This window comes from Hasllibacter sp. MH4015 (assembly GCF_020177575.1).
Lineage (GTDB): Bacteria > Pseudomonadota > Alphaproteobacteria > Rhodobacterales > Rhodobacteraceae > Gymnodinialimonas.
This window is the reverse complement of record NZ_JAHTBK010000001.1, coordinates 3,051,311-3,077,788: the sequence shown is the minus strand read 5'-3', so window position 1 is coordinate 3,077,788 and position 26,478 is coordinate 3,051,311. Positions and strand designations below refer to the sequence as shown.

General features: G+C 62.2%; 32 protein-coding genes. 10 read left to right on the top strand and 22 right to left on the bottom strand.

Going from position 1 to position 26,478, the window contains the following annotated elements; translation table 11 throughout:
- Nucleotides 1–53 precede the first annotated feature (53 nt).
- Nucleotides 54–1,082 carry an SIS domain-containing protein gene (locus KUW62_RS15740; RefSeq protein WP_224816410.1) on the top strand — a complete coding sequence of 343 codons (1,029 nt, stop codon included), beginning with the start codon at nt 54–56 and terminating at the stop codon, nt 1,080–1,082.
- Nucleotides 1,083–1,196: 114 nt separating this feature from the next.
- On the top strand, nt 1,197–2,198 hold the full coding sequence (locus tag KUW62_RS15735) for an AI-2E family transporter (RefSeq protein ID WP_224816409.1): 1,002 nt from the start codon (nt 1,197–1,199) through the stop codon (nt 2,196–2,198).
- Here the strand turns inward: KUW62_RS15735 and KUW62_RS15730 are convergent.
- The 9 genes from KUW62_RS15730 to KUW62_RS15690 all read right to left on the bottom strand — a co-directional run bounded on the left by KUW62_RS15730 (nt 2,195) and on the right by KUW62_RS15690 (nt 9,824).
- Nucleotides 2,195–3,166: a YihY/virulence factor BrkB family protein gene (locus KUW62_RS15730; protein WP_224816408.1), complete on the bottom strand. Its 972-nt coding sequence runs from the start codon at nt 3,164–3,166 to the stop codon at nt 2,195–2,197. The two genes, KUW62_RS15735 and KUW62_RS15730, sit on opposite strands and share 4 nt — an antisense overlap.
- Before the next feature lie 96 nt (nt 3,167–3,262).
- Nucleotides 3,263–4,165: a hypothetical protein gene (locus KUW62_RS15725; protein WP_224816407.1), complete on the bottom strand. Its 903-nt coding sequence runs from the start codon at nt 4,163–4,165 to the stop codon at nt 3,263–3,265.
- Complete coding sequence (locus tag KUW62_RS15720; protein WP_224816406.1) at nt 4,158–4,553, bottom strand: phage holin family protein; 396 nt, start codon at nt 4,551–4,553, stop codon at nt 4,158–4,160. Before KUW62_RS15720 ends, KUW62_RS15725 begins: the two co-directional genes overlap by 8 nt.
- Complete coding sequence (locus tag KUW62_RS15715) at nt 4,553–5,023, bottom strand: hypothetical protein (protein ID WP_224816405.1); 471 nt, start codon at nt 5,021–5,023, stop codon at nt 4,553–4,555. Before KUW62_RS15715 ends, KUW62_RS15720 begins: the two co-directional genes overlap by 1 nt.
- A gap of 46 nt (nt 5,024–5,069) precedes the next feature.
- Entirely contained in the window at nt 5,070–5,513 is a 444-nt protein-coding gene (locus tag KUW62_RS15710; protein ID WP_224816404.1) for a DUF2383 domain-containing protein, read from the bottom strand.
- A gap of 310 nt (nt 5,514–5,823) precedes the next feature.
- Complete coding sequence (locus KUW62_RS15705) at nt 5,824–7,311, bottom strand: phospholipase D family protein (RefSeq protein WP_224816403.1); 1,488 nt, start codon at nt 7,309–7,311, stop codon at nt 5,824–5,826.
- 17 nt (nt 7,312–7,328) lie between these two features.
- The gene (locus KUW62_RS15700) at nt 7,329–9,116 is read right to left on the bottom strand and encodes a sensor histidine kinase (RefSeq protein WP_224816402.1); all 1,788 of its coding nucleotides are present in this window, start codon (nt 9,114–9,116) and stop codon (nt 7,329–7,331) included.
- Nucleotides 9,113–9,661, bottom strand: coding sequence for an RNA polymerase sigma factor (locus KUW62_RS15695; RefSeq protein ID WP_224816401.1), 549 nt, complete (start codon nt 9,659–9,661; stop codon nt 9,113–9,115). Before KUW62_RS15695 ends, KUW62_RS15700 begins: the two co-directional genes overlap by 4 nt.
- Nucleotides 9,651–9,824, bottom strand: coding sequence for a NepR family anti-sigma factor (locus tag KUW62_RS15690; protein WP_224816400.1), 174 nt, complete (start codon nt 9,822–9,824; stop codon nt 9,651–9,653). Before KUW62_RS15690 ends, KUW62_RS15695 begins: the two co-directional genes overlap by 11 nt.
- A 94-nt stretch (nt 9,825–9,918) precedes the next feature.
- Here KUW62_RS15690 and KUW62_RS15685 point away from each other — a divergent pair, with 94 nt between their 5' ends.
- Entirely contained in the window at nt 9,919–10,746 is an 828-nt protein-coding gene (locus KUW62_RS15685) for a response regulator (RefSeq protein ID WP_224816399.1), read from the top strand.
- Nucleotides 10,747–10,816: 70 nt separating this feature from the next.
- On the opposite strand, the gene KUW62_RS15680 is transcribed toward KUW62_RS15685, so the two are convergent.
- Nucleotides 10,817–11,314 carry a Dps family protein gene (locus tag KUW62_RS15680; RefSeq protein ID WP_224816398.1) on the bottom strand — a complete coding sequence of 166 codons (498 nt, stop codon included), beginning with the start codon at nt 11,312–11,314 and terminating at the stop codon, nt 10,817–10,819.
- Nucleotides 11,315–11,433: 119 nt separating this feature from the next.
- Here KUW62_RS15680 and KUW62_RS15675 point away from each other — a divergent pair, with 119 nt between their 5' ends.
- The gene (locus KUW62_RS15675; RefSeq protein ID WP_224816397.1) at nt 11,434–12,249 is read left to right on the top strand and encodes a formate/nitrite transporter family protein; all 816 of its coding nucleotides are present in this window, start codon (nt 11,434–11,436) and stop codon (nt 12,247–12,249) included.
- A gap of 57 nt (nt 12,250–12,306) precedes the next feature.
- On the top strand, nt 12,307–12,486 hold the full coding sequence (locus tag KUW62_RS15670; RefSeq protein WP_224816396.1) for a hypothetical protein: 180 nt from the start codon (nt 12,307–12,309) through the stop codon (nt 12,484–12,486).
- An 86-nt stretch (nt 12,487–12,572) separates the two neighbouring features.
- On the opposite strand, the gene KUW62_RS15665 is transcribed toward KUW62_RS15670, so the two are convergent.
- Nucleotides 12,573–13,313, bottom strand: a complete 741-nt coding sequence (locus tag KUW62_RS15665; protein WP_224816395.1) for a Crp/Fnr family transcriptional regulator — start codon at nt 13,311–13,313, stop codon at nt 12,573–12,575.
- Between the two features lie 99 nt (nt 13,314–13,412).
- On the opposite strand from KUW62_RS15665, the gene KUW62_RS15660 reads away from it, so the two are divergent.
- The 3 genes from KUW62_RS15660 (at nt 13,413) to KUW62_RS15650 (ending at nt 14,403) form a co-directional block, all read left to right on the top strand.
- Nucleotides 13,413–13,769 (top strand): hypothetical protein, encoded by a 357-nt coding sequence (locus KUW62_RS15660; protein ID WP_224816394.1) that lies wholly within the window; start codon nt 13,413–13,415, stop codon nt 13,767–13,769.
- A 64-nt stretch (nt 13,770–13,833) separates the two neighbouring features.
- A complete protein-coding gene (locus KUW62_RS15655; RefSeq protein WP_224816393.1) occupies nt 13,834–14,004 on the top strand; it encodes a DUF1328 domain-containing protein in 171 nt (56 codons plus the stop codon).
- Nucleotides 14,005–14,205: 201 nt separating this feature from the next.
- Nucleotides 14,206–14,403: a CsbD family protein gene (locus tag KUW62_RS15650; RefSeq protein ID WP_224816392.1), complete on the top strand. Its 198-nt coding sequence runs from the start codon at nt 14,206–14,208 to the stop codon at nt 14,401–14,403.
- 131 nt (nt 14,404–14,534) lie between these two features.
- On the opposite strand, the gene KUW62_RS15645 is transcribed toward KUW62_RS15650, so the two are convergent.
- Both KUW62_RS15645 and KUW62_RS15640 read right to left on the bottom strand, forming a co-directional pair.
- Nucleotides 14,535–16,184, bottom strand: a complete 1,650-nt coding sequence (locus KUW62_RS15645; RefSeq protein ID WP_224816391.1) for a sulfatase-like hydrolase/transferase — start codon at nt 16,182–16,184, stop codon at nt 14,535–14,537.
- Complete coding sequence (locus tag KUW62_RS15640) at nt 16,181–16,690, bottom strand: MarR family winged helix-turn-helix transcriptional regulator (protein WP_224816390.1); 510 nt, start codon at nt 16,688–16,690, stop codon at nt 16,181–16,183. Before KUW62_RS15640 ends, KUW62_RS15645 begins: the two co-directional genes overlap by 4 nt.
- A gap of 135 nt (nt 16,691–16,825) precedes the next feature.
- Between KUW62_RS15640 and KUW62_RS15635 the strand changes: the two genes are divergently transcribed.
- Both KUW62_RS15635 and KUW62_RS15630 read left to right on the top strand, forming a co-directional pair.
- The gene (locus KUW62_RS15635) at nt 16,826–17,881 is read left to right on the top strand and encodes a TAXI family TRAP transporter solute-binding subunit (protein ID WP_224816389.1); all 1,056 of its coding nucleotides are present in this window, start codon (nt 16,826–16,828) and stop codon (nt 17,879–17,881) included.
- Nucleotides 17,882–17,935: 54 nt separating this feature from the next.
- A complete protein-coding gene (locus KUW62_RS15630; RefSeq protein ID WP_224816388.1) occupies nt 17,936–20,230 on the top strand; it encodes a TRAP transporter fused permease subunit in 2,295 nt (764 codons plus the stop codon).
- 12 nt (nt 20,231–20,242) lie between these two features.
- Here KUW62_RS15630 and KUW62_RS15625 read toward each other — a convergent pair whose 3' ends face one another.
- The 9 genes from KUW62_RS15625 to KUW62_RS15585 form a co-directional block, all read right to left on the bottom strand.
- Nucleotides 20,243–20,641, bottom strand: a complete 399-nt coding sequence (locus KUW62_RS15625) for a CopD family protein (protein ID WP_224816387.1) — start codon at nt 20,639–20,641, stop codon at nt 20,243–20,245.
- Nucleotides 20,641–20,940, bottom strand: coding sequence for a DUF3817 domain-containing protein (locus KUW62_RS15620; protein ID WP_224816386.1), 300 nt, complete (start codon nt 20,938–20,940; stop codon nt 20,641–20,643). Before KUW62_RS15620 ends, KUW62_RS15625 begins: the two co-directional genes overlap by 1 nt.
- Entirely contained in the window at nt 20,937–21,158 is a 222-nt protein-coding gene (locus KUW62_RS15615; RefSeq protein ID WP_224816385.1) for a hypothetical protein, read from the bottom strand. The genes KUW62_RS15620 and KUW62_RS15615 overlap by 4 nt, the downstream gene beginning before the upstream one ends.
- Entirely contained in the window at nt 21,151–21,486 is a 336-nt protein-coding gene (locus KUW62_RS15610; protein ID WP_224816384.1) for a winged helix-turn-helix domain-containing protein, read from the bottom strand. The genes KUW62_RS15615 and KUW62_RS15610 overlap by 8 nt, the downstream gene beginning before the upstream one ends.
- Before the next feature lie 87 nt (nt 21,487–21,573).
- The gene (locus tag KUW62_RS15605; protein ID WP_224816383.1) at nt 21,574–22,539 is read right to left on the bottom strand and encodes a serine hydrolase domain-containing protein; all 966 of its coding nucleotides are present in this window, start codon (nt 22,537–22,539) and stop codon (nt 21,574–21,576) included.
- A complete protein-coding gene (locus tag KUW62_RS15600; RefSeq protein ID WP_224816382.1) occupies nt 22,500–23,054 on the bottom strand; it encodes a membrane integrity-associated transporter subunit PqiC in 555 nt (184 codons plus the stop codon). Before KUW62_RS15600 ends, KUW62_RS15605 begins: the two co-directional genes overlap by 40 nt.
- A gap of 1 nt (nt 23,055) precedes the next feature.
- Nucleotides 23,056–25,134 (bottom strand): intermembrane transport protein PqiB, encoded by a 2,079-nt coding sequence (locus KUW62_RS15595; RefSeq protein ID WP_224816381.1) that lies wholly within the window; start codon nt 25,132–25,134, stop codon nt 23,056–23,058.
- Nucleotides 25,127–25,750, bottom strand: a complete 624-nt coding sequence (locus KUW62_RS15590; protein ID WP_224816380.1) for a paraquat-inducible protein A — start codon at nt 25,748–25,750, stop codon at nt 25,127–25,129. Before KUW62_RS15590 ends, KUW62_RS15595 begins: the two co-directional genes overlap by 8 nt.
- Nucleotides 25,738–26,391, bottom strand: coding sequence for a paraquat-inducible protein A (locus KUW62_RS15585; RefSeq protein ID WP_224816379.1), 654 nt, complete (start codon nt 26,389–26,391; stop codon nt 25,738–25,740). The genes KUW62_RS15590 and KUW62_RS15585 overlap by 13 nt, the downstream gene beginning before the upstream one ends.
- Nucleotides 26,392–26,478: the final 87 nt, after the last annotated feature.

The following is a 26,478-nucleotide window of genomic DNA, read 5'->3' as shown; positions in this document are numbered from 1 at the left end:
TGACGATCCCGGCATTCCGGGGACGAAGTGGTTTCGGAGGAGGGGGACAACCGATGACAGACCAGACGCAGATGCGCCAAGAGGTTCTCGAAATCCCGGACGCCGTTGATCGCCTTCTCACCAACGGCGCCCCCAGCATCGCCATGATCGCCGAAGCCGCCGCTGCCGCAAATCCGCTCTTTGCCGTGACGGTTGCGCGCGGGTCGTCTGACCACGCCTGCACCTTCCTCAAATACGCCTTGGAGCTTGAATTGGGCCTGCCCGTTGCGTCGGTCGGGCCGTCCATCGCCTCGATCTATGGTGCGCGTCTCAACCTTGCCCGGTCCGTCACGCTGTCGGTGTCGCAATCGGGCAAAAGCCCCGACATCGTCGCGATGAGCCGCGCCGCGACGGATGGCGGCAGTTTCACGATCGCCATCACCAATGATGCCACCGCGCCCCTTGCTGGTGCCAGCCAGCACACCATCGACATTTGTGCGGGTATTGAGCGCAGCGTGGCGGCGACGAAGACATTCGTGACCTCGGCCGTCGCTGGCCTGATCCTCCTGGCGGAGTGGAAAAAGGACGACGCATTGCGCAGCGTGCTCAATGACCTTCCGGGTGCATTGGCGAAAGCCGCCGATCTTGACTGGCCCGAATTGCGGTCCGCCATCGGCCCGGCGCAGTCTCTCTTCACCCTCGGGCGCGGACCAGCGTGGGCGATCTCGAACGAGGCCGCATTGAAATTCAAGGAAACCTGTCAAATCCACGCCGAGAGCTATTCTTCCGCCGAAGTGCTGCATGGCCCGGTTTCCATCGTTGGCACAGGTTTCCCGATCCTTTGCTTCGCTAGCGCCGACGCGGCGGAGGGGTCGGTGGCCGACGTCGCCGACCAACTTGCCGCCAAGGGCGCGCGAGCCTTCGTGACGTCCGAAAAGGCAGCCACCGCCGAAAGTCTGCCGCATATCCGCACGGGCCACGGATTGACGGATCCCCTTCCTCTCATCGTCTCGTTCTACGCCATGATCGAAAAGGTGGCGGGCGAACGTGGCATCAACCCCGACGCCCCGCGGCACCTCAACAAGGTGACGGAAACTGTCTGACAAACGAAAAGGACGCAGATCGAGCGGGAAACACTTGCCTGGCAGGGAACCCAACCCCGCCGCGCGCGTTCAGTCTTGATGGAACCACGGATTAACGTCCCCTCATATCGTCACTTGCTCTTCCTGCTCTGCGCCATCGCCATCGGGGTGGCGTTCGACCAGGCCCAGAGCTTTTTTGCCCCTGTGCTAAGCGCCGTGGTCCTCGGGGTCGTTCTGGCGCCGGGCATGGACCGCCTGACCGGCTTCGGGCTGCATCCGGCCCTCGCGGCGCTCACAATACTGATCCTGTTCATATGCAGCGCCGCATCCGTTTTCATCTTGACCGAACCTGCAATATCGGCGGCGATCGCGCAGGGCCCGGTCATCTGGTCCGAGTTTGAGGGCTTGATCGACCTTCTGCGCGGCGTTGTATCGGGCGTCCAGGATATTCAGGACACCGTGACCGAGGCCCTGACGGAGGATGAAGGTGTTGAAGCGGCGGAGGCCGAAGTGCCTGTTCCCACCGTGATGGACGCCCTGTCCTACGGCCCGTCGCTTATCAGCGGGCTTCTGATCTTTATCGGCACGTTCTATTTCTTCCTCGCAGGACGCGCGGACCTGTACGAGCGTGTCGGCCGACGGATCGACAGCCTTGATGAGGCGCAACTCTACAATGCTGAAAAGCGCGTCTCTCGCTATTTCCTGACCATCGCCTTCATAAATGGCTGTTTCGGCATATTGGTCGCGCTGGTGATGATGCTGCTGGGTATGCCACAGCCGGGCCTTTGGGGCCTTGGCGCATTCCTTCTCAATTTCCTGCTGTATCTGGGGCCGGCGGTTGTGGCCTTGGCCCTGCTGGTTGTCGGCACCGTAACGTTTGATGGCGTCTACGCGGTTTTGCCGATGGCGATGTTCGTGTCCATGAACATGATAGAGGGTCAGTTCGTGACCCCGTCGCTGGTCGGCCAGCGCATGGCGCTGAACCCGCTCTTCGTATTTCTGTCGATCGTGTTCTGGCTGTGGCTCTGGGGACCCATCGGCGGGCTGGTCGCCATCCCGCTTCTGGTTTGGGCGCTCTTTATCGTGAGTGACGGCACACAGGATCCGAACGCCACCCCCGCCGAGGCCGAAAGCTAGGGCTTTGCATCGCAGCTGTCGGCCTTCACGGCTCCGCGCTCGCCCATCGGGCGTTGCGGGCCGATGGTGCTGTCCTTGGCCGTCTGAGCCTCAATCTCTGCATCGAATGTTGCGCCGAGCAGGATCGCGAAGCTGGTCAGCCACAACCACATCAGCAAGATGATGACCCCGGCCAATGCGCCGAACGTCTCGTTGTAGGCAGCGAAGCCCTGGACGTACCAACTGAAACCGATCGTGCCCGCCACCCACAGGATCACGGCAAGGGTCGCACCGGGGGTAAGCCAGCGCCATTTCGCAGGACGTCGCGACGGACCGAATTTGTAGAGTGCGCTGAAGCCAAGCACCGCCGCGATGAACAGAAGCGGCCAGCGCAGAAGCAAGGCAAGGTCAGCCCCCGGCCCGGGCCCGGCGAGGGTCGCGACGACAATCGGGATCGCGCCCGCGATCAGCAATGTCACGATGACACCGATCACGGCAAGCAGCGTAAGCACCAGGCTGGTTAGGTGGAGACGGATCAAGCCGCGCTCCTCGTATTCCTCGTAAGCGACGTTCAGGCCGGCTATCAAGTTCAGCGTCCCGCGGCTGGCGGAGAAGAGGGCGAGCAACAGCGCAAAAATCGCGGCCCACCCCAGGCTCTCTTCGTCGGACGTGGCGAGCTCCGTCAATTGTCCCCGCATGATGTCGGCAGCGGACGTGGGGAGGGAGGCAAGCAAAGGCTCGATCTCGGCGGCAATCGTCACAGGATCAATTACCACCCCACCGATGGCTACGAGGGCCGTGATGGCCGGGAACAGCGCCAGAAGCGCGTAGAATGCAACGCCCGCCGCGATCAGCCCGATTCTATTGTCCGTCACGCGGTGGAATAACCGCTTGGCAACCTGCCAATATCCGCGCGGCGGGATCTCGGCCGGGCGGATCGCAGCCTGACCCACATGGGGGGCGGTTTTCATGATCTCAGTATTGGACATCGCGGACGCTCCGATCGGGTCGTAGCCGTGAAACAAGGCCGCCCCCGCCACGGAAAGTGACAGGGGCGGCGCGGGTTATTGTGGTAGAGGCGTGGGTCAGGCGGCCTTCGGCGCGCCCGTCGCATCTTCGACCTTCTTGCTGACCTTGTCGGCGCCATCGGAAATGGCTTCCTTCACGCGGTCCTGACCTTCGGCGATCATGTCCTCGGCACTCGCGCGCGCTTTTGCAAGCTCGTCGCGGAGGATACGGTCGGCGTCGTCAAACAGACGGTCGCGGTGCCCACCGATCGTGCGGTTTTCAACCGACGTGCGCGGCAGGGCGGCACCCAAGGCGGCACCAGCCGCGAGCGCAAGCGCACCGATCAGGAGTGGATTGTCGTAGGCGGCGTTGCGTGCCGTCCGGGCAGCGGCGCGGGCGTTGCTTTCGACCTCTGCCTGGGCGGCAATGGCCATCTCGCGAGCTTGGCGCACACGGGCGCGCGCGGCTTCCGGCAGGTCGCCCAAGCCGTCTTCAAGGCGGGCGCGCAGGCTTTCGGCAGTACCGTAGGCGCGATCTTTGAGGGTGGAATTTGTCGTATGGTCGGTCATTGGAAAGTCTCCTTCCATGATTGAGTTGGGCGTGTCTGCGCGCAGCGCGGCGTCGGCTGCTGCAACACGTTCGTCGAAAGTCATGTGCGTCTCGGACGGGTCACGGAACCCGGTCGCCGTAGGGGTCGACGTCCTGTCGAATGCGGGTCGCGGTGCAGGCTCGCTCGATCCTTTCAGGACGTTCGCGGCCAGCCAACCAAGACCAAGGGCCGCGATGGATAGCGGAGCCTTGTTGTTGCGGGCGACCTCGCCGATCTGCCGGGTGGCGTCGCCACCACCCCGTCCGATGGAGGACACGACCTGCGACACGATAGCGTCGGAAGCGAGCCGTTGGCCCAACGTCTCCAGCCGGGCGCGCAGCTCTGCTCGGTCACGGCTAAGTTCCGCTTCGATCTTGTCTTTATCAGGCATCGAGAGCCTCCTTCAGGACGGCGATGTCCTTTTGCATGTTGGCGAAACTGCGTGTCGGCATAAGGCGCTTCGAGCGCAGGTCGTAGAGCCCACGCACCACCAAGATCAGCGCGATAAGCGACATCGCGCCACCGACGATCAGCGCGGCAAGCCACAATTCAAACCCGGCGGCGACAAGGCCCGCAACAGCGGCCCCGGTGAACACGATCAACGCGATCAACGCGATGAAAGCACCCACGGCTACCAGAGCAATCGCGACACCGGCGCGGCTAAAATTGTCGGCCAATTCCTCCCGCGCGAGTACGGCTTCGTTGCGCAGAAGCCGCCCCGTGTTGCGCAGCAGGTCCATCACCTGCGACGGCATGGTTGCGGAGCTTTGGGTGTGCATTACACGTACCCCCAACGATGCGCGTTCTGGTCGGTGTAAGCGCGCTGGCCGTCCGGCACCGACGGATAATCGTGGCGCATCGACGCGCGGGCGTCGATCTCTGCGCGCTCGGACGCCTTCATGGCACGTGCGGCCACGAAGCCGAGTGCTGCGGCACCGCCGAAAAAGACGAGCGGATTGCGGCGGGCGAACTCCGTGACGTCACTTTGCAGGGACGCGAAGTCGGTGTCGCGCACGGCATGGGCCACGTTGGTCAGCGTGTCGGCCACCTGGGCTGTTGCCTGACGGGCAAAATCGCTGTCGCGGAACGCATCGCTTGCGCGGTCGAATTCCTGTGCTTTCTCTGCGGCGGCTTCGGCAACGCGCGCCTTGGCGGTCTCGGCCGCCGTTTCCACGCGGTCTTTCGCCTTGTCTGCCACTTCGGTGGCGGTTTCGGTAATGGTGTCTTTTGCTTTGTTGGCGGTAGCCATTGGAAGTTCCTCCAGAATGATCGTGTTTCGGGCTGGCGCTGAGCGCCTATCGTGCAAGTGCGATGACCTGGGCCTCCAGGTCACCGCGTTGGCTGGCAAGCAGCCGTGTGATTTCGTCGTGTCCCTCCACGCGGCTCAGCGCGTCGCTATAGCTTTCGATCAGGCGCTTCTCCCCATCGACGATGACCGAAATGGCGGACCGGTCGAGGCCGTCGAACCAATCCCGGGCGGTCGCCACTGCGGTGTGGACTAGGCCCATGACAGATCCCGCATCCTCCGATTGACCGCCCAAGGCCTTCACGCTGTCGGCCAGGGTTGCGGCATGGGACTGATGCAGGACCAACAAGCGCGTCACGACAGGTTTGAGGCCGTCTTCGGCGCGATCGGCCATCACTTCGTATCCCGTGATGACGTCCGTGACGTCCGTCGCGACTGTCTCAACCGCGTCGATCACCGTATCGGCGGGGGGAATGTTGATCGTATCGGCCATGCCTACCTCGTGGTGTGGACATTGAGGTAACCGGCTCAGGCCCTATTCGTTCCGAAGGAAATTTTTGCGAAAGCGGGGAACCAGTGCAGGCATGCCGCGTTGCGCCCGAATTTCTGTTCATTCCGGGTGGGCGAAAAAACTGTATCGGGGGTGGGAACCGGATCGGGATTTCAGGGTTGGAAGATCATGGGCGTGCTACCCTGTCCCATTTGTTCCTGACGGCCACGAACTCTGTCCCTGTCCTTGGCCGCTTAGAACACGCCCTATACCTGCCCCGCCAGCACAGCTTGGCGGGGCTTTTTTTGGGCGCTCACACCATTTCGGGCGGCACACCGGGCAAGGGCGCGGCAAGCTCTTGGTCGCGAGCGCGGGAATACGGCAGAAGGAAGTGCTGCCGCTCCTGCGGCTTCGTGGCGAGGTTGCGGGCCGCCAGCGTATTCAGGGTTTCCGCGAAAGCCAGGGGATCGCTGTAAGGATCGGGTCGCAAATCCCCAAGCCAGTGGCCCAGGGCGCGATCCCACAGGGCCCGCACGTGCTCCGAATTGGTCAGATGAACGCCCGCCTCCGTATCCCAGCGCAGGCTGCGCCCGTTCAAATTGGCGGAGGACAGGATGGCTTGTTCGCCTCCGAACAGCGACAGTTTCGAATGCACATAGATGATAGGCGCCCCGTGGAGCGTTGCGGGCGAGCCCGGCGGAAATTCGGACGGCGCCGGGCGCGCCGGCGACAGCAGGGCAAGGCGATCCCCGAACGCGTCCGCAATGCAATCAATCGCTTCCATCTGCTTTTGCGCCCCGAATTGCGCATCCTCCGCCTCGTTGCCCTCAAAGGCGACATCCTCCGGGGAAGCGGGCAGGATCAGGCAGCAGGTCAATTCGGGCCGCTCTCTCGCCGCGTCTGCCAGGGCCTCCGCCAAGGGCATGTGCCGGAAAAATTGCGTTTCAAAGTAGAGGGGGCCGGTTGTGGCGCGGATCGCGTCAAGATGTGCGGCCTCGATCTCCGTGATCGCGGGGCGGGGAGAGATACGGACGACCTGAACCGCGCGTTTCGTCGATAACGTGCGCAGGAAACCGGCAGCCTCCGGCGGCGCGTCTGCCTCTGCCTCCACCACGCCTTTGAAGGTTGAAAGATGGGTTGCCGCCGCGGCGACCACCGGGCCCCGAACGATGGCCTGAATGTCCTGCCACGTTTCTTCGGCGGGCAAGGCGTGGCTGAGCGTGTCATAGCGTCGTTCGTTGAGATCCAGACCGCCGATATAAAGCGCCGTGTCGTCTACCACGCAAAGCTTCTGGTGATGGGTCGCGGGGACAAGCGGCAGGTCGCCCGACGGGTTCAACTCCGCCACGCCAGGCGTGAGATCATCCTGATCAGTTGTCTCAAGCTCCGCCTTCACCTTTCCACGCAGGACCAGACGCGGAAGCAACCCGACGCGCGCCGGGTGCAGCGCAATCGAGAAGCGAAGTGTCCCACCCTCGGCGATTTCTCCGGCACCCGCCAACTGCCGGGCGCTCAACCAGGAACGGCGATGGTCGTCGGTTGCAATGATCGGGTCGAAATCCGTGACCGTGATGTCGACTTCCACCCCTTCGTTCAGCTTGTGAACCAGAAGGTCGAACCACGTCTCTCCTACCGCGCGCGCCTCCGGGCTGCGCAGGCGCGTCGAAAGATCGAAAACGCGGAAACATCCGACGATTGACCGTTCCGCCGAAAGCCACAGCCGCTCGAATGCCGGATAGGCTTCCTGCGCGGTGATGAGAATTTCCAGATCGTCGATGGCGGCGGCGATATCATCTGACATGGGACATGCCCGCTGTTTCACCCCGTCCGGGCCAAGGTTTCATGGCCAGCCTCATCGCCATCCGTTTCTTCTCCAAATTCGTCGTCGGATTCGTCGTCGAACGCCACGAAAGACATGGAGTACCTGTACATGGTATCCGATTGCTGCACATCGCTTTCGCCACCCAATTGCGACACGAAAGCTTCCACAAGGCGCGCGCCGAGACCAGTGCCATCACTTGCCATGTCCGTCTGCATCGCCTCGCCGACGGAGTTCTCGACCGCCAAACACGTCAGGCCATCCTCCGTGGACAATGTCACGGTCAGGTAGGGCGGGCCATTCGGCGGGCGTCCGAGGTGCTTGATGGAATTCGTCACCAATTCCGTGGTCATCAACGCAAGCGGAACCGCCTGATCCGGGTCGAGGTCCAGATGTTCAAGGTCCACCCGCGTTTCGACGCCGGAATGCGGTGGCAATCCGACGGACAGGGACGCATCCACGACTTCCTGCAGAAGACGGTCGGCGCGGACGCTCGACATCGCGGTTCCGGTGTAAAGCGCCTTGTGGATCATCGACAGGCTCATCACTCGATCCTGCACGCGGCGCAAAACCACCCGCGCATTCCCGTCCGAGACATTGCGGATCTGCATGTTCAGGATGGAGGCGATCAGTTGCAGGTTATTCTTGACCCGGTGATGCACCTCGCGCAGCAGAACCTCTTTCTCGCGAACATTCTCGGCCAAGGCTTCCCGGTCCCCGAGAATGCGGTCGACCATGCGATTGTACGTCTCCGCGATGGTATCAAGTTCGCTCGGCGGGTCTTCCAGAATGGCGAAACTGTCGCTTGGGTTTTCGATGGCGAAGTTCGACATCCGGATTTGCAGGGTCTTGAGGTGCCGCAGGATCAAACGGTCGATCGCAAGCACCGACACGACCAGGGCTACGATCCACATCAGGATCGGGAACAGCGTCGCCGTACTGCCCAGAAGCGGCAAGGTATAGGCGCGGGCGTCATTGTCCCAGACGCCTAGTACAAAGATCCGCTGGCCAATCAACGGCACCAACACGATGAACGTGCTGGTTCCATCGGCATGAACCCGCGTTTCGGTATAGCGCCCGTCGATGAGGTCGAGTTCGGACGGCACCAGGCCCAGCTCCTCCAACGGAGAGGCCGCTTCGATCCCAGTGCTGGCGGTCAGGATTTCGCCATCCGCATCGACAAGCGCTAGTTGGGCCTTTTCCTCGCTCAACCCGCCTTCGAACAGCGTGTCGACTAGCGCGTGGGGCAATGACACGGACAGCGCCCCGATCCAGCGGTCCTCATCGTCAAAAACCGGAACGGTCGCGATCAGGGCAGAAAGGCCCGAAGCGATACCGCTGTCGCTCGTCGTTGCAGTGGGCCGGGGTGCTGCAGCGAAATCGAGCCACAGCTCGGACTCGGCAAAATCATATGTCTCCCCGTTCGACGTGCAGCGCATCACGCCATCGGTCCCGACGAAGCCCACGAACAAGTATTCCTCGTTCCGCTGCGCAACACTCTCCATCGCGCTTTGGCAGTCCGGATTGTCTGCACCCAGACGGGCCGCCACGGCGCCAAGCGCCTCCGCCGTGCCGTAGGCGCGACGCAGAAGCGCGCGTTCGGTGTTGGCCGCCGCCACGGTGCGAGCAACGATGTCGCGCACTTCCAGTTCGCGGGCATCCTCGACCACCGCGATGGTCTGGAACAGCGCCACCCCACCCAAGGGGAGGATGGCGATGCTCAGCAAGAGACCAAGACGGAACCTCAGTGACCCCAGCAAGCCGGTCCACGGAGAGGGCCAATTCATGCAGCGGGCCTTCCCGAAACCACGGCCATCGTTGCCGCATCTGTCGCTTCGAGCGGTTCGTCCTCGCTCAATTCCATGATTTCGGACAGGCGCTTGCGTCCGCGGTTCGCGCGGCTCTTGATTGTGCCGACGGCGCAGCCGCACATATCCGCGGCCTCTTCGTAGGAGAAGCCTGACGCGCCGACCAGCAGCAACGCCTCGCGCTGCTCATCGGGCAATTGGGCGAAGGCCGCGGCGAAATCCTTCATGACGAGATGCCCGTCATGGGCCGGTTTCTCGGACAGCCGCCCGGCCATTTCCCCATCCACATCCGCCACTTCGCGACTGCGCTTGCGGCGCATGGAATAGAAGGTGTTTCGCAAAATGGTGAACAGCCAGGCCCGCATATTCGTGCCCGGTTGGAACTTGTCGATATTGCTCCAGGCTTTCAGGACAGTGTCCTGCACAAGATCATCGGCGGTGGCGGCGTTGCGGCTCAGGGACCGGGCAAAGGCGCGAAGCGATTGCAGGTGTTCGACGATCTCGTCGCGCGGGTCACTTCCCATTGGCGTTGCCCTTGTCGTTTTCCTTGAGCTGCGCGATGAGATCCATGAACCGATCCGGCAGCGCCTCTTGCGCCGTCTCATCGAACACACGCCGCAGGTTTTCGTCGATCTGCTTGTCGAGTGAGGAATTCATTTCACTGGATTTCTTTCTGCCTTGGGCCATTTTCTTCGTCACGTTCCAAAAAATTCACCTTCACTACGGAACAAACTAGTCCAACGAAGGTTCCATTCAAAATCCAAATAACAGGAGATTTGGGATGACAGAGAAGGAAACCGGCACCGATCTGGGGGCCGCACTGGCCTCTGAACTGCCGTTTCTGCGTCGCTACGCAAGGGCTTTGACCGGTGCACAGGACAGTGGAGATCGCTACGCGATTGCGACACTGGAAGCGATTGTGGCCGATCCAACGCTGGTTTCCGAAGGGTCGGACATCAAGCTCAGCCTGTTCCGGACCTTCCATGGGATCTGGTCGACCTCCGGCGCGTCGGTGGACGACGGGGGCGAAATCTCCGACCTTCTGGAAGCCCGCGCGCAATGGCGTTTGAGCCATCTGGCGCCGAACACGCGGGAAGCCTTGCTGCTGCGGTCCATCGAAGGCTTCGGCTTCGATGCGATCGCGAAGATCATGGACCTTTCCAGTGATGAGGCGGAGGACCTGTATAACCGGGCGATGGCCGATATGGGCGACAGTGTCCGCGGTGACATCCTGATTATCGAGGATGAAGGCATCATCGCCATGGATCTGAACTCCATCGTGTCGGATATGGGTCACACGGTGACTGACATTGCCCGCACGCGGGACGACGCGATTGCCAAGGGCAAGGCCAAGGTGCCGGATCTGATCCTTGCGGACATCCAGCTTGCCGACAAATCCTCGGGCATCGACGCCGTGAATGCATTGCTGTCGGAATTGGGCGACCGCCCGGTGATCTTCATCACGGCCTTCCCCGAACGGCTCCTGACCGGCGACAAGCCGGAGCCTGCATTCCTGATCACCAAGCCTTATTCCGAAGATCAGGTTCGCACGGCTGTCAGCCAGGCGATGTTCTTCGCCACCACCGAACGGATGGGCGTCGCCGTCTGAACCAACCCCAATGCGCATCAACAAAAAGCCCCGGTTATCAAACCGGGGCTTTTTCGTTTATGTCGGTCAATCAATCCGCGGCGAGGGCGCGCAGCATCCAGACCGCCTGTTCGTGGAACGCCGAACGTTCGGTAGCGAGGTCTTCCGTCACCACGTCGCGCCGGCCTTCCGTCACCTCGATCAGGGCATGAAGGCGATGGGCAAGCTTCTCGTGATCCGCCGCCAAATCCTCGATCATGTCGCCGGCGGACATGGGGCCGGTCGGGTCTTCCACGCGAGAGCGGGCCATGACGTCGTCCATCCGCATCGGAGCCAGCTGTCCCAGCGCACGCACACGCTCCGCCAGTTCATCGGCCGCGGCGAACATGTTCTCGTACTGCTCCTCCGTCAGCTTGTGGATGGAGTAGAATGCCGGGCCGGTAACGTTCCAGTGGTAGGCATGCGTCTTGAAAATCAGCCGGTAGGTGTCGGCCAGCACGTCGGCCAGGCCGCTTGCGATCGCTTCCACGTCGCGTACACCGGTTTTGACTTCGGCGGCTTCGGGCACAACTTTAAGCGTGTCGGTCATGGGATATCTCCTTTCGCAGTCGGCAGTACAACAGCCTGCAAGGCGGCTCGGTTCCAATCTTTCTTGGCGGAACCATCAAGGGCACCCCACGTTGCCGCTTCGCCACTGGAGGGCGTGATATGCAAGATGAAATGGCGGTGCGCGATGCGACGCCCCTCAATTCCCGCCTGATCTACGAGGTGATCCGCCGCGAAGGCGACGAGGAGCTGATACGGTCCAACACGTCGCTGATCTGGTCCGGCGTCGCCGCCGGCATCCTGATCTCGTTCTCCGTCTTGGGGGAGGCGATCTTGCGGAATTTCCTGCCCGACGCGCCGTGGCGCTACCTGGTGGAGAATCTCGGCTACAGCTTCGGATTCCTGCTCGTCATCCTGGGCCGTATGCAATTGTTCACGGAAAACACCATCACCACGGTCCTTCCTCTCGTGGCGGAACGGTCGCGTTCCTGTTTCCTGTCGGTCCTGCGTCTATGGTCGGTTGTTCTGGCCGCCAATGTGGTGGGCGCTGCCGTGGCGGCGTCTTTCATGGCGTTCAGTGGCGTGTTCGCGGGCGACCTGCTTGGTGTGTTGAACGATTTGTCCCACCACGCCACGGGCTTTCCGGCGATGGAGGCGTTCCTGCGCGCCATTCCCGCCGGTATCCTGGTGGCGTCCATTGTGTGGATGCTGCCCGGTCAGAACGGCAACGACGTCGTCATTATCGTGCTGTTCACCTGGCTGATCGCGGCGGGCGACTTCACCCACATCATCGCGGGCTCGGTCGAAATGTGGCTCCTTCTGCTTCAGGGGGAGCTGGCGGCGTGGCCCGCTCTGACGCAATTCTTCTTGCCGGTCCTTGCGGGCAACGTCGTGGGCGGTACCGCCGTCTTCACGCTCTTGGCGTGGGGTCAGGTGAAAGTAGAGGTCGAAGAAATCGAGAGCAAAGATGTCACTTGAACGATCGTGGGAACCAAGCCGCGTCCCACCGGTTGTATCCTTGAAAGGAGGTGCATTATGTCAGCACCCGACACGAATATTGAGCGTCAGACCAAGCGGCACACGCCGTCGATCTGGGGCATCTCCATCGCCTTGATCGCCGCCGCGATTGCCGCCGTCTTCTTCATGATGTGGACCGGCACCGAGGGCGAAGATCAAGCGGCCCCCGCAGCCGTACCTGCCGTTTCTGACCAATAGATCATAGCGGTTTTCGTCGGCCTGTCCCTCAGCCGCCGAACCGCGCGAACGCAAAAGCCCGGCCATTTGGCCGGGCTTTGTTTTCTCTAAATGAGTGGTCTCAAGGCAAGCGGTTCAACGTCTTGCCCGGACGCCTCTTCCAAACGATCGGGATTGAGGATGGACAGCAATCCGTCCTGCAACGATACCGTTTGACTGTCGCGCAGTTTCATCAACGTCTTGTTGGTATGGACAAGGGACAGCCCGACTGCATCGGCCAGGTCCTGTTGCCGGAAGGGGAAGGGGCATCGTTGCCCATCGGTCAGACCAAGGCTTTCGCACCGCAGGTAAAATCGCATCAGGCCCCAACTGATCCTTTGGATCGCGTCCATCTGCCCGATGGAGGTCAGCGCCTCTCCCAGAAAGTGCTCTTCTGCTGCGGCGGCCCATGTTAAATCAAACGCGCGCTCCGGCTGCGTTTTATACAGGTTCCACAGTTCCTTACGATCAAAGACACATAAGACCATTGGCGTCGTCGCCTCGACCGAGTGCTTCATTTCGCCCATCACGCCCGCTTGCAGCCCCAGGAATTCCCCCGGCAAAACGAAGTTGACCACCTGCCGGTTGCCGTCGCGCGTTGTCTTGTAGCGCAGGCCCATACCCTTCAGGCTCGTGAACAATTGCGGGGAATTCGACCCCTCCATCAGGATCGGGGTACCGGCATCGATCTTCAGCTCACCATGTTTGAATCGCTGCATCGCCGTGATCGCGTCACGGTCCAGCGTCTCAAAGACCTCGAGTTTCCTCAGGGGGCATTGCGCGCAGTTCGTTACCATCTGTTCCTTCACCAGCTATGTCATAGTTTAATGTGCTCGACATGCAAACATGCCAAGTTACAAACTCAGACCACCCTCGTTCCGTTCCATATTGATTTAGTCAGGATACCTATGTCCGCCGAGCCGACGGCGCGCCCGCAAGGGACGTGCATCATTGTGCATGAGAACGTGATCGTCGCGGAAGACCTGCGCGAAGCGTTGATGGCCGAAGGGGCCAACAATATCGTCATCGGGCGCGACGTGAGCCAATTGGGTGCCCAATCGCCGATGGTTGCCTTCATCGCGGGTCAGGTTGATCAAGTGATCCGCTTGCCGGAAGTGATGGAGTGGCGAGGTCACGGCGCACAGATCGTGGTCATGCCCGGCTTCGTGGACGACGTCGAACTACAGGACGGTATCCACATCCTCGAACAGCCTTTCCGCAGCGAGCAGGCGACAGGACTAATCCAGAAACTCAAACTGTTCTGATTTTTTTCGGAACAATCGACGGCGCTGCCCTGTTCTTCTTTCGCAACTCAAAAGGAGAATTCCCATGCTACGCTGGGCTTTGATATTCCTTGTCATCGCGCTGATCGCAGCGCTATTCGGCTTCAGCGGGATCGCCGGTGCCTCTGCCGGTATTGCTCAGATCCTGTTCTTCATCTTCGTCGCGCTGTTCGTGATCGCCATGATCATGCGAGCCATCGGTGGCCGGACGCCCTGACACGCGGCAGTGATGACTGCAAATCGGCTGACCCCTTAGGTGGGGTCGGCCGTTTTCATTTGTGCGAAGTTTCGCCCGACATGCGATCAGCAGGGAACCCAACCGGTGTCCGGGCGTTTTCCACATGCGGCGCCCGAAAAGACGCGCCGACACGCAATCACGTCCCGTCCCTCACCTAATCCTCCTGAAAGGAGATGCACCATGAACCGCGATCAAATCGAAGGCAAATGGACCGAGATCAAAGGCCACTTGCGCGAATCCTACGGTGAATTGACCGACGACGATCTGGAAGCCGCGAAGGGCGACCGGGAGCAGCTGGAAGGTCAGTTGCAGCAGAAGCTCGGCAAATCGAAGGAAGAGGTTCGCGAAACCGTGGACAAGATCCTCGCCAAGGTCTGACGACACCTGAAATTTCTGTGGAAGCCCTGCCGCCCCGTGCGGCGGGGCTTTTTCGTGGCCCGACGTAGCCCTCCAACGGCCGCATCCCGCGCGCCAAATCCGCGAAGCTGACGCCCTGCCAATTGCCGCGCTCAGTTGCCCTTGCCGTGGGGCGTCAAATCCGCGAAAGCGATACCCGTGGCGGCCTCGTATTCCTCCTCATCCCAGAACCCGATCAGGATACCGGTCTCCGCCGCCTTTTTCTGGCGGGCAAGTACACCCGACGTTGCAGTGATGCGCGTGTGATGCTGCATCCCCCATGTCAGCAACGCATCCTCCATCCGGGCGCGGACACGGATATGGGCGTCGTCCTCTGACCGTCCCAGATCGACCAACTCCTGCGGGTCACTCTCCAGATCGAAAAGGATCGGCGGAAAGCCCTCGCACCGCACGTATTTCCATCGACCATCGAAGATCATCTTGGTGTGCGCGTCTTCCTGCGGCACGTCGAGGGCGCGGGCCATGTCGGACCATTGGTAATCATGTTCGCTGATCACGTAGCGCCGCGAAAACCCGTCGCGTCCGTGAAGGACAGGGGTCAGATCCCGCCCCTCGATGATATGTGATTTCGCCTCCGCGCCCGCGGCCGCCATGAAGGTCGGGGCAAGGTCGATCATCTCCACCAGCGCATCGGAGACGTCGCCCCGTGTGCCGTTCGCCTCAGGCCGCGGGTCCGCGATGATCAGGGGAACCTTGACCGCCATTTCGTGGTAGAAATCCTTATCTCCCATCCAGTGGTCGCCCATGTAATCCCCGTGATCGGACGTGAAAGCGATGATCGTATTCTCGCTCAATCCCTTGTCGTCCATCCATGCGAATAGCCGTCCCAGATTGTCGTCGAGCTGCTTGATCAGACCCATATAGGCGGGGATCACGTGCGAACGTACATGGTCGCGGGCGAAGCTGCGGCAGACGCGCGCGTCCAGATAGGCGGCCATCAGGGGGTGATCTGTGTCACGCTCCGCATCGGATCGCACGGGGTCGATGATGTGCCGCTCGTCATACATGTCGTGGTAGGGCGCGGGGACGATGTAGGGCCAGTGCGGCTTGATGTAGCTGAGGTGGCACATCCACGGGCGGCCATCCTCCGCCGCCTCTTCCATGAACGCCATGGCGCGGTCGGTCATGTAGGCGGTTTCCGAATGCTCTTCGGGGACATTCGCCGCGAGGCGGGAATTCTTCAAAAGCCACGCCGACATCAACTCCCCATCCGCGTCGATGCCGGAATTTGCGAAATCTTCCCAAGGGTTCTGGCTCTCGAATCCGTGCGCCACAAGGTAATCGTCGTAGGCGGACCAGTTCTGCCGTGGACTGTCGGGGTGCAGGCCGTCGTCCCGCTCGAACGGCTCGAACCCGCATTCGGACCGGCGGACACCGATCTCGCTTGCCGGATCAATACCAAGCCAGGCCATGCCTTCCGCATCCGCGACCATGTGGGTCTTGCCGACCAGAACGGCCCGCGCGCCCGCATCGCGCAAATGGTCGCCAAGCGTCGGCTCCCCCACACGCAGGGGCATCCCGTTCCAGGTGGAGCCGTGGCTGCGCACGTACCGCCCGGTATAGGCCGACATGCGTGATGGACCGCAAACGGGGGATTGGACGTAAGCGTTGGTAAACCGCACCCCGCGCGCGGCGAGCGCGTCGATGTGGGGTGTGTGCAGGTGCGGGTGGCCGTAGCAGCTGAGGTAATCGAAGCGCAGCTGGTCGGCCATGATCCAGAGGACATTCGGTCGGTCGGTCATGTCGGCGTCTCCAGTGCGGGCGGATCGAGGGCGGGATCTGCGACGACCCGCTCAAACCGATCCAACAGGCGCAGAAGCGTTTGCAAATCTTCAGGCGAAAACGCCTGGGCCAAGACGTCCCTGCGGCGCTTCATTGTTGGAGCTGCGGCAGCGAAGGCACGGGCCCCGGCATCGGTCAACTCGATCAGGGATTGCCGCTTGTCGTCGCTGTTTCGGATCGCCTTGACCCACCCCTTGTCGCTCATCTTCGGCAGCGTTCGACTTATCAGCGAATGATCGGTCCGCTGGATGGAGGCGAGGTCCTGAATGCTCAACGGTCCGGCCTCGCTCAAATCCCACAGCACCCGCCATTCGGTGATCGAAAGCGCGGCGCTCGCCTTCAGAAGGCGCTGCGCTTGCCCGCGAGAGGCGATCGCCGCGGCGGACAGGCGGCTGAAGAGGTTCGCGTCTTGCCGCGCTTTGCGTCGCGCGACCCGCTCCGCACGGTTGAGTGGCGTCATGTCCATCTGTCCGGTCCCTCCATCAGGATCATTCAACACCACAAGAAATTACGTGACAAGTCATATAAATTTTGCCAGCCTTCCACCGTCATCAAGCATCAAAGCAATGCCGCCAGAACCGGCGGCACCAGGGAGGACACCATGTTCAAGGCATCCATCGCAGGCGCGCTGCTGGCCGCACTGCCCGCCGCCGTTTATGCGCAAGCCACGCTGACGGCGGAAACGACTTCGCCCGGCTCCACGCCCCATTACATCGACACGACCCTTGCGGGGGTTCTCGAATCGGCGGGCGTGGCGACCCTTCAAATCACCGAGGGCGCGACGCTGACCAACTCGGTTCAGGCCGTGGCGGAGGGGCAGCTGGACATGGCGCCGGCACCCCTGATCCTGCCGTTCCTGTTGTCGCGCGGCATCGGCCCCTATTCCGGAATCGGGGAAGAGCAGGGGGCCGAACTGGCCGGCAACCTGCGCGCCCTGTTCTTCACCGCCGCCTCCGCCCAGATCTTCGGACATTACGACAGCGGCGCGATCTCCGACATCACGGAGCTGGAGGGGATGCGCATCTGGAACGGCCCGCCACGCGGTGCGGCGCTGACATCCGGTCGCGCGGCGATCCAGCTTCTGTCCGGCTTGCAGGAGGGCGAAGGGTATGAAGGCATCCAGTCGCCCTGGCCCGATACCGTATCTACGATCACCGGCGGCGGCGCGGATGGGTGGACCATTCCCGAAGGCCTGCCATCGGGCCGCCAGATCGCCATTGCGGCGGCCGGCGCGACGACGATCTACGACATGCCGTCCGATTTGCTGAACAGTGAGCTTGGCCAACAGATCATGAACGCACCCGGCCATGCGCCCTATTCCGTGCCGGTCGACGAATATCGCGCGGCCTATGCGGGCAACGACATCACCATCGTGACCGACGACGACACGTTCGACAGCTTCGCCACCGCCTTCGCGCAGATCGTGCCCGCGGGCATGGACGAACAACTGGCCTATGACATCACCGCCGCCTTCCTCGCGGGGCAGGAGCGGTTCGAGACGGGATCGCCCCGTGGCCCGTACCTGTTCTTGAGCTTTGGGGATATCGACGGGGTCGGGCAGGGTGTCTGCGGCGCCGTGACGATGCTGATGCATCCCGGTGCGATCCGCGCTTACGAGGATGCGGGCCACAGCGTCGCCGATTGCGTGCGTCCGTGACCTTGCACTCAGCGGGGGGCGGGTCGCCGCCCCCTGAACCCGCCGAGGCATCCCTTGGATAGCAGCCTTCCCCGCGGCCGGCGCATCGCCCTTGCGCTGGCCCTGATCCTTGTGGTCATCGGCATGGCCAATACCATGCCCGAAATTCCCGGCCTTCAGGATTGGGCGCGGGACGTGACGGGCCTGCGTTTTTTCCGGGTCTCCAGCTTCCCGCCGGAATACCTTTACCCGCCGCTTTTTGTCCTGATGATGGTCATCGTGGCGCTCGATGCCAGCGTCTACCGGGCGTGGCGCGCGGAAAAACCGTCGCGGGCATGGCTTGGCTTGGTGCTGGATGCAAGCCTCGTGCTGGCGGCGGTCCTTGGCGCCGTGGGCTTCCTGGTGGAGATCGACTCGATCTGCCTCATCGACCAGATTACGGGAGAGCGGGCGCGCCTGATCGCGGACGCGATGGAACGCTCCGCCGGTGTCATCCCGGGCATGACGCTGGAGGCTGAAGTGCCCGCCTGTCAGGCGCGCTTCGGGATCTGGATCATCCCCCTGCTCTTCACGATCATCCTTTTATTCTTCCTCTATAATATCCGCGTCTGGGGTTTCCCCCTCGTGGCGGTGGCGAGCATCGTGGTGCTCTACACGGTTATCACCGCGCTGATCTGGGTCTTCGACCTCAGCGACAACAACTTCCTGCTGACCAAACTCGGTGCCGATGGGGGCGACCCGCTGGCCGCCGCGATCCAGAAGGCCACGAATGTCTTCATCACGCCCGACGGCTTCATGGGCCGGTTTATGGACATCATCGTCAGCCAGGTGTTTCCCTACGTGATCCTCGGTGCCCTTTTCGGGACCTCTGCGGGCGGAACCTCTCTCATCAAACTTGCGGTGCGGCTGACCCGCAACCTGCGCGGCGGCCCGGCGCACGCGGCCATCGTGTCGTCTGCCATGTTCGGCACGATCACGGGCGGCCCGGTCACGAATGTGCTGTCCACCGGACGACTGACCATCCCGATGATGCGGCGCAACGGCTTCTCGCCCCAATTCGCGGGCGGGGTGGAGGCGGCAGCGTCCAGCGGTGGGCAGATCATGCCGCCGGTCATGGGGGTCGCGTCCTTCGTCCTCGTGGCGCTGACGGCGGTCCCCTACACCAAGGTGATCACGGCAGCCTTCCTGCCTGCCATGGCCTTCTTCTTCTCCATCTTCCTCGCGGTCCTGTTCCAGGCGAGGCGGGAGAAGGTGCGCGCCATGCGGGAGATCCCCGAAGATCTGTTGATGGCGCGGCAGGATTGGCTGAACCTCGTCATCATCTTCGTGCCGATCCTGACCATTCTTTTCTTGCTTTTGGGTAACAAGGATGCGTTCGGCGAAAGCTTTGTCGCAGGTATCCTGCCCACCGGCCTGACCCAGACGATCGTGAACGCCACGGGCGATGCGGTTTCGGCGGGGTGGTGGGCCGTCGCCGTCTTGATCCCGCTTCTGTTCCTCGATCCCGCGACGCGAGCCAAGCCATCGAAGGTGTTGGTGTCTTTGGGCGAAGGCGGGGTTCTGATCTCTCGCCTTTTCCTGTTGCTCTTCGCGGTCTCCATCATCTCCGCCTTCCTCAACGAAAGCGGCCTGACGGGAGAGCTTACGCGTTCCGTCACAGCATGGCTGGAAACGGCGCAGATGGTGCGCATCGCGGGGTGGGAGGTTCAGATCACCGGGGGTGTCTACCTGATGTTGGCCCTGATCTGCGCCATGCTCTGCGCTATCGTGCTTGGCATGGGAATGCCGACTGTTCCGGCCTATGTGAATGTGGCCCTGCTTCTCGGGCCTCTTCTGGCCAATCTTGGCGTCAGCTTCTTCACCGCGAACATGTTCGTGTTCTACTTCGCCGTCGCCTCCGCCATTACGCCGCCCGTCGCCATTGCCGCCTTCGCCGCCGCGTCGATCACCCAGACGGAGCCGATGCGCACCAGCATTTCCGCCGTGCGGGTCGGCATCGTGATGTTCACCATCCCCTTCGTCTTTGCGTGGTATCCCGAACTCCTGCTGATCGAGGAGGCGGTCACGATTACCGACGATGCAGGCCGCAGCGTGCTGATCGACGGCTATGACGGGCAGGTCCACTGGCCGGGCCTCATGGCCTTGTGCGCACGATTGATACTTGCGCTTTACCTCGTCGCCTCCGCCCTCGCGCGATACGATATCGGCCCCATCGGTCGGCTGGAGATGGGGATGCGCCTGTTCGTGGCGATCCTCGTTCTGTGGAAAACACCCATTGTGATGGCCGTCGGCCTTGGGCTTGCCGCGCTCGCGATCGCGGGCCATGTCTTGTGGCATCTGCGACGCGCGCGCGCGACGGCCGCGCCCTGATATCCGCGTCGGCTAGAACGCTTTGGTGGTCACGAGAACGACAATGGCGACCACCAACCCGAACCCGAGAGGCAGGACCATCCTTGTGGCACCATCCGCCTGCGTGCCGCCCTCCCACGTTTTCTTGCGCAGCCGTCCTGTGATCATGCCGTGCAAACCCGAAAGGATCAGGACCAGCAGGATCTTGACCGACAGCCAATTCTCACCGAACCAGCCACCGTTGATCGCGATATAAAGGCCGAAGATCCAGGCAAGCAGCATCGCGGGCGTCGTCACCCTGCGGTCGAAGGCCTGGATCGCGGGAAGCATCTTGGGCGATGGATGGCGCAACGTCATCGCTGCCACGCACATGCCCGCAATCCAGACGATGACCGCCAGGATGTGAACCGCCTTGGCGAGGTCATAAAGCATCACGCATCCTCCGGCTTGAGTTCGCGGGCCAACCAGCGTTCGTTGACGAAGCCCGCAAACGGGATGAACGCACCAAGGACCAGTCGTCCCGCGCCCCAGACGTTGACCAACCCCTCCGCCCACGACCGGATCACGATCCAGATGAACAACAGGAACACGATGCCGTGGATCGGCCCGAGGATGGAGGTCGCCACCGGGACATCCGCCAACCGCTTGAGCGGCATCGCGATGCAGAACAGCGACGCCAGCGTCACCGCTTCCGCAAATGCCGCATAGCGCAGCTCTTGCGCGCCCGTCATTCGACCTCGCGCAGCATCGCCTCAAGATGTGCGACCCGTGCTTCAAGATCGCGGTTCTTGTCGTCGAGGGTTTTCAGGCGCAGATCGGTGTCGGTGCCCTTTGCCGCCTCTGCCCGGTCACGCAGGTATTGCGCGCCGTATTTCATGGCGAAGATCAGGGCGATGAACACCAGGATGATGATCGTCATCGTGAAGGGGAAGGCGCTGCGCTCAAGCATCGTTGTCTCCATCTTTCCGGGTCGCCAGCGACGTTGGCACGGGCTCGGTTCCGGTGATTGTGTCGGGGGTAAGGGGCAGATCGAACGGAACGATCCGGAAGAAATTGGCGGATTTGCCGTTTTCGGCGGTGCCGACCTCGCTTGTCACCAGCTGCGCTTCTTCCAGCTTGCGCAGGTGCATTTTCAGAAGCGGTCGACTGATCCCCGCATTTCGCGCCAGCTCGCTGACATATTGCGTGCCGTTGCGATGCAGCTCCGCCACGATCCAGAGCCGGACCGGATTGGCCAGCGCCTGTAGCTGGGAAAGAAGAAGGTCGGCGCGGATCATGGGAACTCGTTTATTGCGTCACGAATCATTTACATGAAAGAAAAAGATTACGCAATAATCGAGGACGATCGGTTTCTTTTGCGTCGACTAGTCAGACCGCGCGATCCTCGCGGCCTCGAACTCCGGCACCCCTTCGTCGGTGCCGTCCGAGAAGCACGCGACCGTGATCGGATCGGCTCGGTCAGGGAAATGATAGACGGCGTTGACGCAAAACGGCCCCGCACCGGAATGCCCGATGGCCCGACCGAAATCCGTGACCTCACCCGACATCAGACCAAGCGCGTATCCGCACTGGCTCCATGGTCGCCCGGCGATTGCCCCGCCAAGTATGCGCTTATCCAGCATCTGGTCCAATAGGGGCCGCGGCAGAAGCGCGCCGTGGATCAATCCGTCAAGCAGGCTTACTGCATCCGATGCCGTTCCGATCAGACAGCCATGGTAGACCCAGTTTGGGTCATACCGTTGCGCGGCGTCCCAATGGAGCTGTTTGGATTGCTCAAGATTGTCCCAGAACGCGACACTCTCCAATCCCAACGGCTCGATGATCAGATCATGCAGGACGGCGCCTAGCGCTTGACCGGTGGCATCCTCGATCATGCCACGCACCAAAAGGTAGCCGATATTGGAATAGGCCCATCCGCCGTCCGGCAAGAACAGCATCCCTTGCGTCAGCGCCTTGTCCAGCACCTCCTCGCGTGACCAGGGCGTATCGCCGCGCGTGACCGCCTCGTGATAGGCGGTCAGCGTCCCGTAATCGGGAAGGCCCGCGCTGTGCCGAAGCAATTGCCGCAACGTATAGGGCTGCCTGTCAAGCGGCGTATCAAGGGCCAGCATACCCCGCTCCACCAGCTTCAGGGCACAGATAGCGATGGCCGTCTTGGTGAAGCTCCAATAGGGGAAAAGGGCATCATGCAGCCCATCGCCACCCTCAATACCGGAAGCGTTGCGCCAATGGGAATGTAGCTCTCGGCCCGTCATCGGCTCCGCATCCCTCCGGTCAGGCCTGTGTCGGCCTAAAGCTGCCCGGCGATCTGTTCGGACAATTGACGCCACGCCTCCGCATGGGCTTGCGCAAGGTCGGGCAGGCCCGGGCCGAGTACCGGGACGGTGAGATTGAAGCCCCGGATACGCTCCGCCCAGGAGCCATCATCGCGACGGATCGCGAATTGCCCGGTCAGGTGCAATTGCCCGTCGGCCCGCAACAGCATCCGCTCCGCCCTGATCGTCAATTCCGCATCGGGGAAGGAGCTGAGCGGCCAAGGCGCGCGCGCCACGGGCACGTTCGTGATGTCCGACAAGTGGCGGACCACCGCATTGGCCATCGCGTCTTCGGGAATATCGGCCCAGATCAGATCCGGCACGGTTTCGATAAGGCCGCCCTCCGTCTCCCGTACCACTTCGGACGCATTGGCGTATTCGGGCAGGGAGATGTCGCCGACCACGACCGACCGGACCGATACACGCGTTTCCATCACCGATGTGGTCGGACCGATCGACAGGCGGGCCGGTTCGCCGCCACACCCGGCAAGACACAGGACGAAGGCAAACATGATCTGGGCAAGTTTCATTTCAGCGTCCTGTAATCAGCGAGTTCGGGTTGCGTTCGATGGCCCGGGCAAGGGATCGGAACGCGTCTGCCGCCTGCGAAATGTCCGAGATCGCGGCCCGGAGATCCCGGTAGACGGTGGAATTGTCATCATAATCGTTCGACAGGCCCTGAAGCGACCCCACAAGCGCATTCAACCGCGTGACGATGGCCGGCACCTGCTCAGCCGCCGATTCAAAAGCCGAAAATGCGGAATCGGCGGAGGCAAGCGTGCCGGACAGGTTTTCCGCCGCCCCGCCTTCGCGCAGCGCACTCAACACCGCGGCCAGTTCCGTCAGCGACGCGTTGAGCGAATCCGGCAAGCCCTCCGCCCCTTCGGCTGCCAGGATCGTCTCGATCCGCCTCAGCACCCGATCGGCGGAACTGGCCGCCGACGTCACCGGCGCGGCGTCCAGTTGTGCCACCAACTCCTCCACGGATGTCAGAACATCGGGCAATCCCTCGGTGAAGGTCTGCAGGTTCGCCACGATCGTGTCGCTGCTTTCCAACGCGGTCAACGCGGTGCTCACGCCCTCGCTGTCCGAAATTCCCGCCACCAATTCCTCAAGCGCGGCGGCTGCGCTGGCGACATCCGCAAGCGTGGTTTGTATCTCCTCGGCCGCCACGAGCGTCCGGGCTTCTTCGACCAGCGCGTTGAGGTTCACGGGCAGCGCGCGGATGTCTTCGCCGGTCGACAGCGCCGTGATCCCGTTCAACGTGTCGATGGCGGCGTTCATCAGGTCCTCGATCGGCAACGCCGCCACGCGGGACACGATGGCGTCGATATCCGCCGCGGCCTCGGTCACGTTCGCCGGTGCGCCGGGCATCAGCGGCGCCTCGACCAGATCGGTCACAAGCTGTTCGCCATCGGGATCCTCATCCTCGAACATCTCAAGGATCAGTGACGTGCCAAGCAAACCTTCCGACGCGACCCGCACCCGCAACCCGTTGCGCACCCGACGCCCAAGCACGTCCAGCAATTCCTCGATTGTCGCGATGTCGTCAGGCATCCCGATCCGCGCGGGCGAGATCGTGAAGGAGACAAGGATCTGCACACCGTCGTCCGGGGCGCGGGGATCGGTGAAGCCGATGATGTTCGTCACCTCCCCGACCCGGACGCCGCCATATCGGACCGTCGCCCCCAATGCGAGGCGGACGCCATCGGCAGGCAGCAGAACGGCAAGCTCAAGGGTCTGGTTGACCGGCGCCTCGAAAACGCTGCGCTGCGCCGCGCTTCGGCTGCCGTAAACTTCGAAAAGGTGGCCCTCCTCGATCGGTTCGCCCCCGGTCACGAGGTCCTCGAAAGCGACACCGCCCTCCACGAGGGATGCGAGGCTTTCGAAATTGATCGACAGGCCGGATGTGTTCAGATCGACAGAAATGCCCGAGATATCCCAGAACCGCGTATTGGTGGACAGCCGCGCGTCATGGGGGGCTTCGATGAAGGCATCCATGGTGATGACGGTGCCATTCTCCGACAATTCCGGCACGCCGAGCCGACCGACCTCGATCCCGTTATAGAGAACCGGCGCACCGGCGGCGAGCTGCCCGCCATCGCGCGACCGAAGAACGATCTGCGTCCCCGCCTCGCCCGGCAGGAACAGGGGCGTATCCTCCAGCGCCTCGAACCGATCCCGGGCGAAGCCGATTTCGCCGTCCCACGTACCCTCGATATAGACGCCGGACAAAACGGTCGACAGACCCGTGATCCCGCGCGCCGAAACTTCCGGCTGCACAAGCCAGAACTCCGCGTCGGCATCCACGTAAGGCGCGACCGTACTGTCGAGGCGGATATGCGCCTCCACCGCGCCGAAACCTTCTGAAAACTCCAACTCCTCGACCAGCCCGACCTGAACATCGCGAAAGCGCAGCGGCGTCTCCCCGGCCTCGATCCCCGACGCGGACGGCAAGGTCACGATGATGATGGGACCCTGTCCGCGATAGGTCTGCACGACGACAAAGACGGAGATGGCCAAAGCCAGCAGCGGCATCACCCAAACCCAGGAGATGCGACGCCCCTCGTTCGCGCTGACTTCCAGTTCCGGAATGTCGTTGTCAGCCATGGTTGGCGCCATCCTCCAGACGATCCCAAATCTGCCTCGAGTCGAAGCTTTGGGCCGCAAGCATCGTGAACACAACCGAGAGCGCGAAGCAGACAGCCGCAATGCCGGGGTTGATCGTCGCAAGCACGTCGAATTGCACCAAAGCCGTCAGAATGGCAACGACGAAGACGTCGATCATCGACCAGCGCCCGATGAATTCCACCACCTCATGCAGGTACAAAAGCCGGTGCGGGTCGGTCCGGTGGCGGCGTGCGGTAAGGATCGCCAGATACCCGATGACTACGAATTTCCCCACCGGGATCACGATACTCGCCACGAAGACGATGGCCGCGACGGAATAGGCACCGTGGTCGAACAGGTCGATGACACCGCCGATGATGGTACTCTCCTCCGTGCGGAATCCTTGCGTGGTCAGGAGCATCGGATAGGTGTTGGCGGGGATATAGGCGATCAGCCCGACGATCAGCCACGCCCAGACCTTTTGCAGGCTTTGCATATCGCGGCTTTTCAGGCGCTCCTTGCACCGCGCGCAACGCACCTGGTTCTCCGGGGCCACAAGGCTGCATGTGCGGCACACGACACGCCCACTGTCACGGGCGGTGATCACTCGTTGCATGTCAGGGCCGTCCAAAGCGTGTGTCGACACATCAGCGTGTCCTGGTAGGCATTCAGAATGACGATCAGCGCGAATATCCAGAAGGCGGGTCCGATGGCGATCGTCGCCAGATCCGCCAACTTCACCAGCGCCACCGCGACGCCCACCATGAAAATCTCGGCCATGGCCCAGGGTTTCAGCACGAACGCGTATCGAAGCGCCCGCGCGGCATTGGGAAAGTTGCGTCGCCCCAACGCAATGGGCCCCAAAGCGTAAAGTAACAGCAGAAACCGGCTCAGAGGGAGGAGAAGGATAAACGCCAGAACCGCCAGCGCCAGCGGCACCATGATGCCGGAGCTGAAGCCAAGCACCACATCGATGACGGAGGCGGCGTTGTCGAATTGCCCCGCCCGCAATTCGAGAAAGGGCAGAAATACGACCATCGCCAGAAGCGCCACATTGGTGGCCGAAAGGCTGACCAGCCATGCAAGGGCTGCGGTCTTGCCGAACGTGATCCGGTAGCCGCATCGCGGGCATCGCGTCGCCCGTTGCGACAATTCGGGCCGCAGGCGGTAGACCGCATCACAGACCGGGCAGCCGACCACGTCGGACGCCTCTCCCATATCCGCATTCATATGTCCGTCGGCATAGGCCAAACGCATCCTCCCCCAATCCACCGGGACGTTGGAAAGAGCACAAGGATGGGGCGGGGACACCGGCCTTTCAAGCGATTAGTGCGTTGGTGCGCG

Bases quoted from the DNA above. Each gene is read 5' to 3' on its own strand.
- KUW62_RS15710 (WP_224816404.1), bottom strand. From the start codon at position 5,513: ATGGCCGATACGATCAACATTCCCCCCGCCGATACGGTGATCGACGCG.
- KUW62_RS15715 (WP_224816405.1), bottom strand. From the start codon at position 5,023: ATGGCTACCGCCAACAAAGCAAAAGACACCATTACCGAAACCGCCACC.
- KUW62_RS15680 (WP_224816398.1), bottom strand. From the start codon at position 11,314: ATGACCGACACGCTTAAAGTTGTGCCCGAAGCCGCCGAAGTCAAAACC.
- KUW62_RS15730 (WP_224816408.1), bottom strand. From the start codon at position 3,166: ATGTCCAATACTGAGATCATGAAAACCGCCCCCCATGTGGGTCAGGCT.
- KUW62_RS15590 (WP_224816380.1), bottom strand. From the start codon at position 25,750: ATGCAACGAGTGATCACCGCCCGTGACAGTGGGCGTGTCGTGTGCCGC.
- KUW62_RS15660 (WP_224816394.1), top strand. From the start codon at position 13,413: ATGTCCGCCGAGCCGACGGCGCGCCCGCAAGGGACGTGCATCATTGTG.
- KUW62_RS15655 (WP_224816393.1), top strand. From the start codon at position 13,834: ATGCTACGCTGGGCTTTGATATTCCTTGTCATCGCGCTGATCGCAGCG.
- KUW62_RS15595 (WP_224816381.1), bottom strand. From the start codon at position 25,134: ATGGCTGACAACGACATTCCGGAACTGGAAGTCAGCGCGAACGAGGGG.
- KUW62_RS15585 (WP_224816379.1), bottom strand. From the start codon at position 26,391: ATGCGTTTGGCCTATGCCGACGGACATATGAATGCGGATATGGGAGAG.
- KUW62_RS15600 (WP_224816382.1), bottom strand. From the start codon at position 23,054: ATGAAACTTGCCCAGATCATGTTTGCCTTCGTCCTGTGTCTTGCCGGG.
- KUW62_RS15645 (WP_224816391.1), bottom strand. From the start codon at position 16,184: ATGACCGACCGACCGAATGTCCTCTGGATCATGGCCGACCAGCTGCGC.
- KUW62_RS15650 (WP_224816392.1), top strand. From the start codon at position 14,206: ATGAACCGCGATCAAATCGAAGGCAAATGGACCGAGATCAAAGGCCAC.
- KUW62_RS15620 (WP_224816386.1), bottom strand. From the start codon at position 20,940: ATGACGGGCGCGCAAGAGCTGCGCTATGCGGCATTTGCGGAAGCGGTG.
- KUW62_RS15610 (WP_224816384.1), bottom strand. From the start codon at position 21,486: ATGATCCGCGCCGACCTTCTTCTTTCCCAGCTACAGGCGCTGGCCAAT.
- KUW62_RS15615 (WP_224816385.1), bottom strand. From the start codon at position 21,158: ATGCTTGAGCGCAGCGCCTTCCCCTTCACGATGACGATCATCATCCTG.
- KUW62_RS15700 (WP_224816402.1), bottom strand. From the start codon at position 9,116: ATGAATTGGCCCTCTCCGTGGACCGGCTTGCTGGGGTCACTGAGGTTC.
- KUW62_RS15725 (WP_224816407.1), bottom strand. From the start codon at position 4,165: ATGCCTGATAAAGACAAGATCGAAGCGGAACTTAGCCGTGACCGAGCA.
- KUW62_RS15740 (WP_224816410.1), top strand. From the start codon at position 54: ATGACAGACCAGACGCAGATGCGCCAAGAGGTTCTCGAAATCCCGGAC.
- KUW62_RS15705 (WP_224816403.1), bottom strand. From the start codon at position 7,311: ATGTCAGATGATATCGCCGCCGCCATCGACGATCTGGAAATTCTCATC.
- KUW62_RS15675 (WP_224816397.1), top strand. From the start codon at position 11,434: ATGCAAGATGAAATGGCGGTGCGCGATGCGACGCCCCTCAATTCCCGC.
- KUW62_RS15690 (WP_224816400.1), bottom strand. From the start codon at position 9,824: ATGGCCCAAGGCAGAAAGAAATCCAGTGAAATGAATTCCTCACTCGAC.
- KUW62_RS15695 (WP_224816401.1), bottom strand. From the start codon at position 9,661: ATGGGAAGTGACCCGCGCGACGAGATCGTCGAACACCTGCAATCGCTT.
- KUW62_RS15685 (WP_224816399.1), top strand. From the start codon at position 9,919: ATGACAGAGAAGGAAACCGGCACCGATCTGGGGGCCGCACTGGCCTCT.
- KUW62_RS15625 (WP_224816387.1), bottom strand. From the start codon at position 20,641: ATGCTTTATGACCTCGCCAAGGCGGTTCACATCCTGGCGGTCATCGTC.
- KUW62_RS15640 (WP_224816390.1), bottom strand. From the start codon at position 16,690: ATGGACATGACGCCACTCAACCGTGCGGAGCGGGTCGCGCGACGCAAA.
- KUW62_RS15720 (WP_224816406.1), bottom strand. From the start codon at position 4,553: ATGCACACCCAAAGCTCCGCAACCATGCCGTCGCAGGTGATGGACCTG.
- KUW62_RS15670 (WP_224816396.1), top strand. From the start codon at position 12,307: ATGTCAGCACCCGACACGAATATTGAGCGTCAGACCAAGCGGCACACG.
- KUW62_RS15635 (WP_224816389.1), top strand. From the start codon at position 16,826: ATGTTCAAGGCATCCATCGCAGGCGCGCTGCTGGCCGCACTGCCCGCC.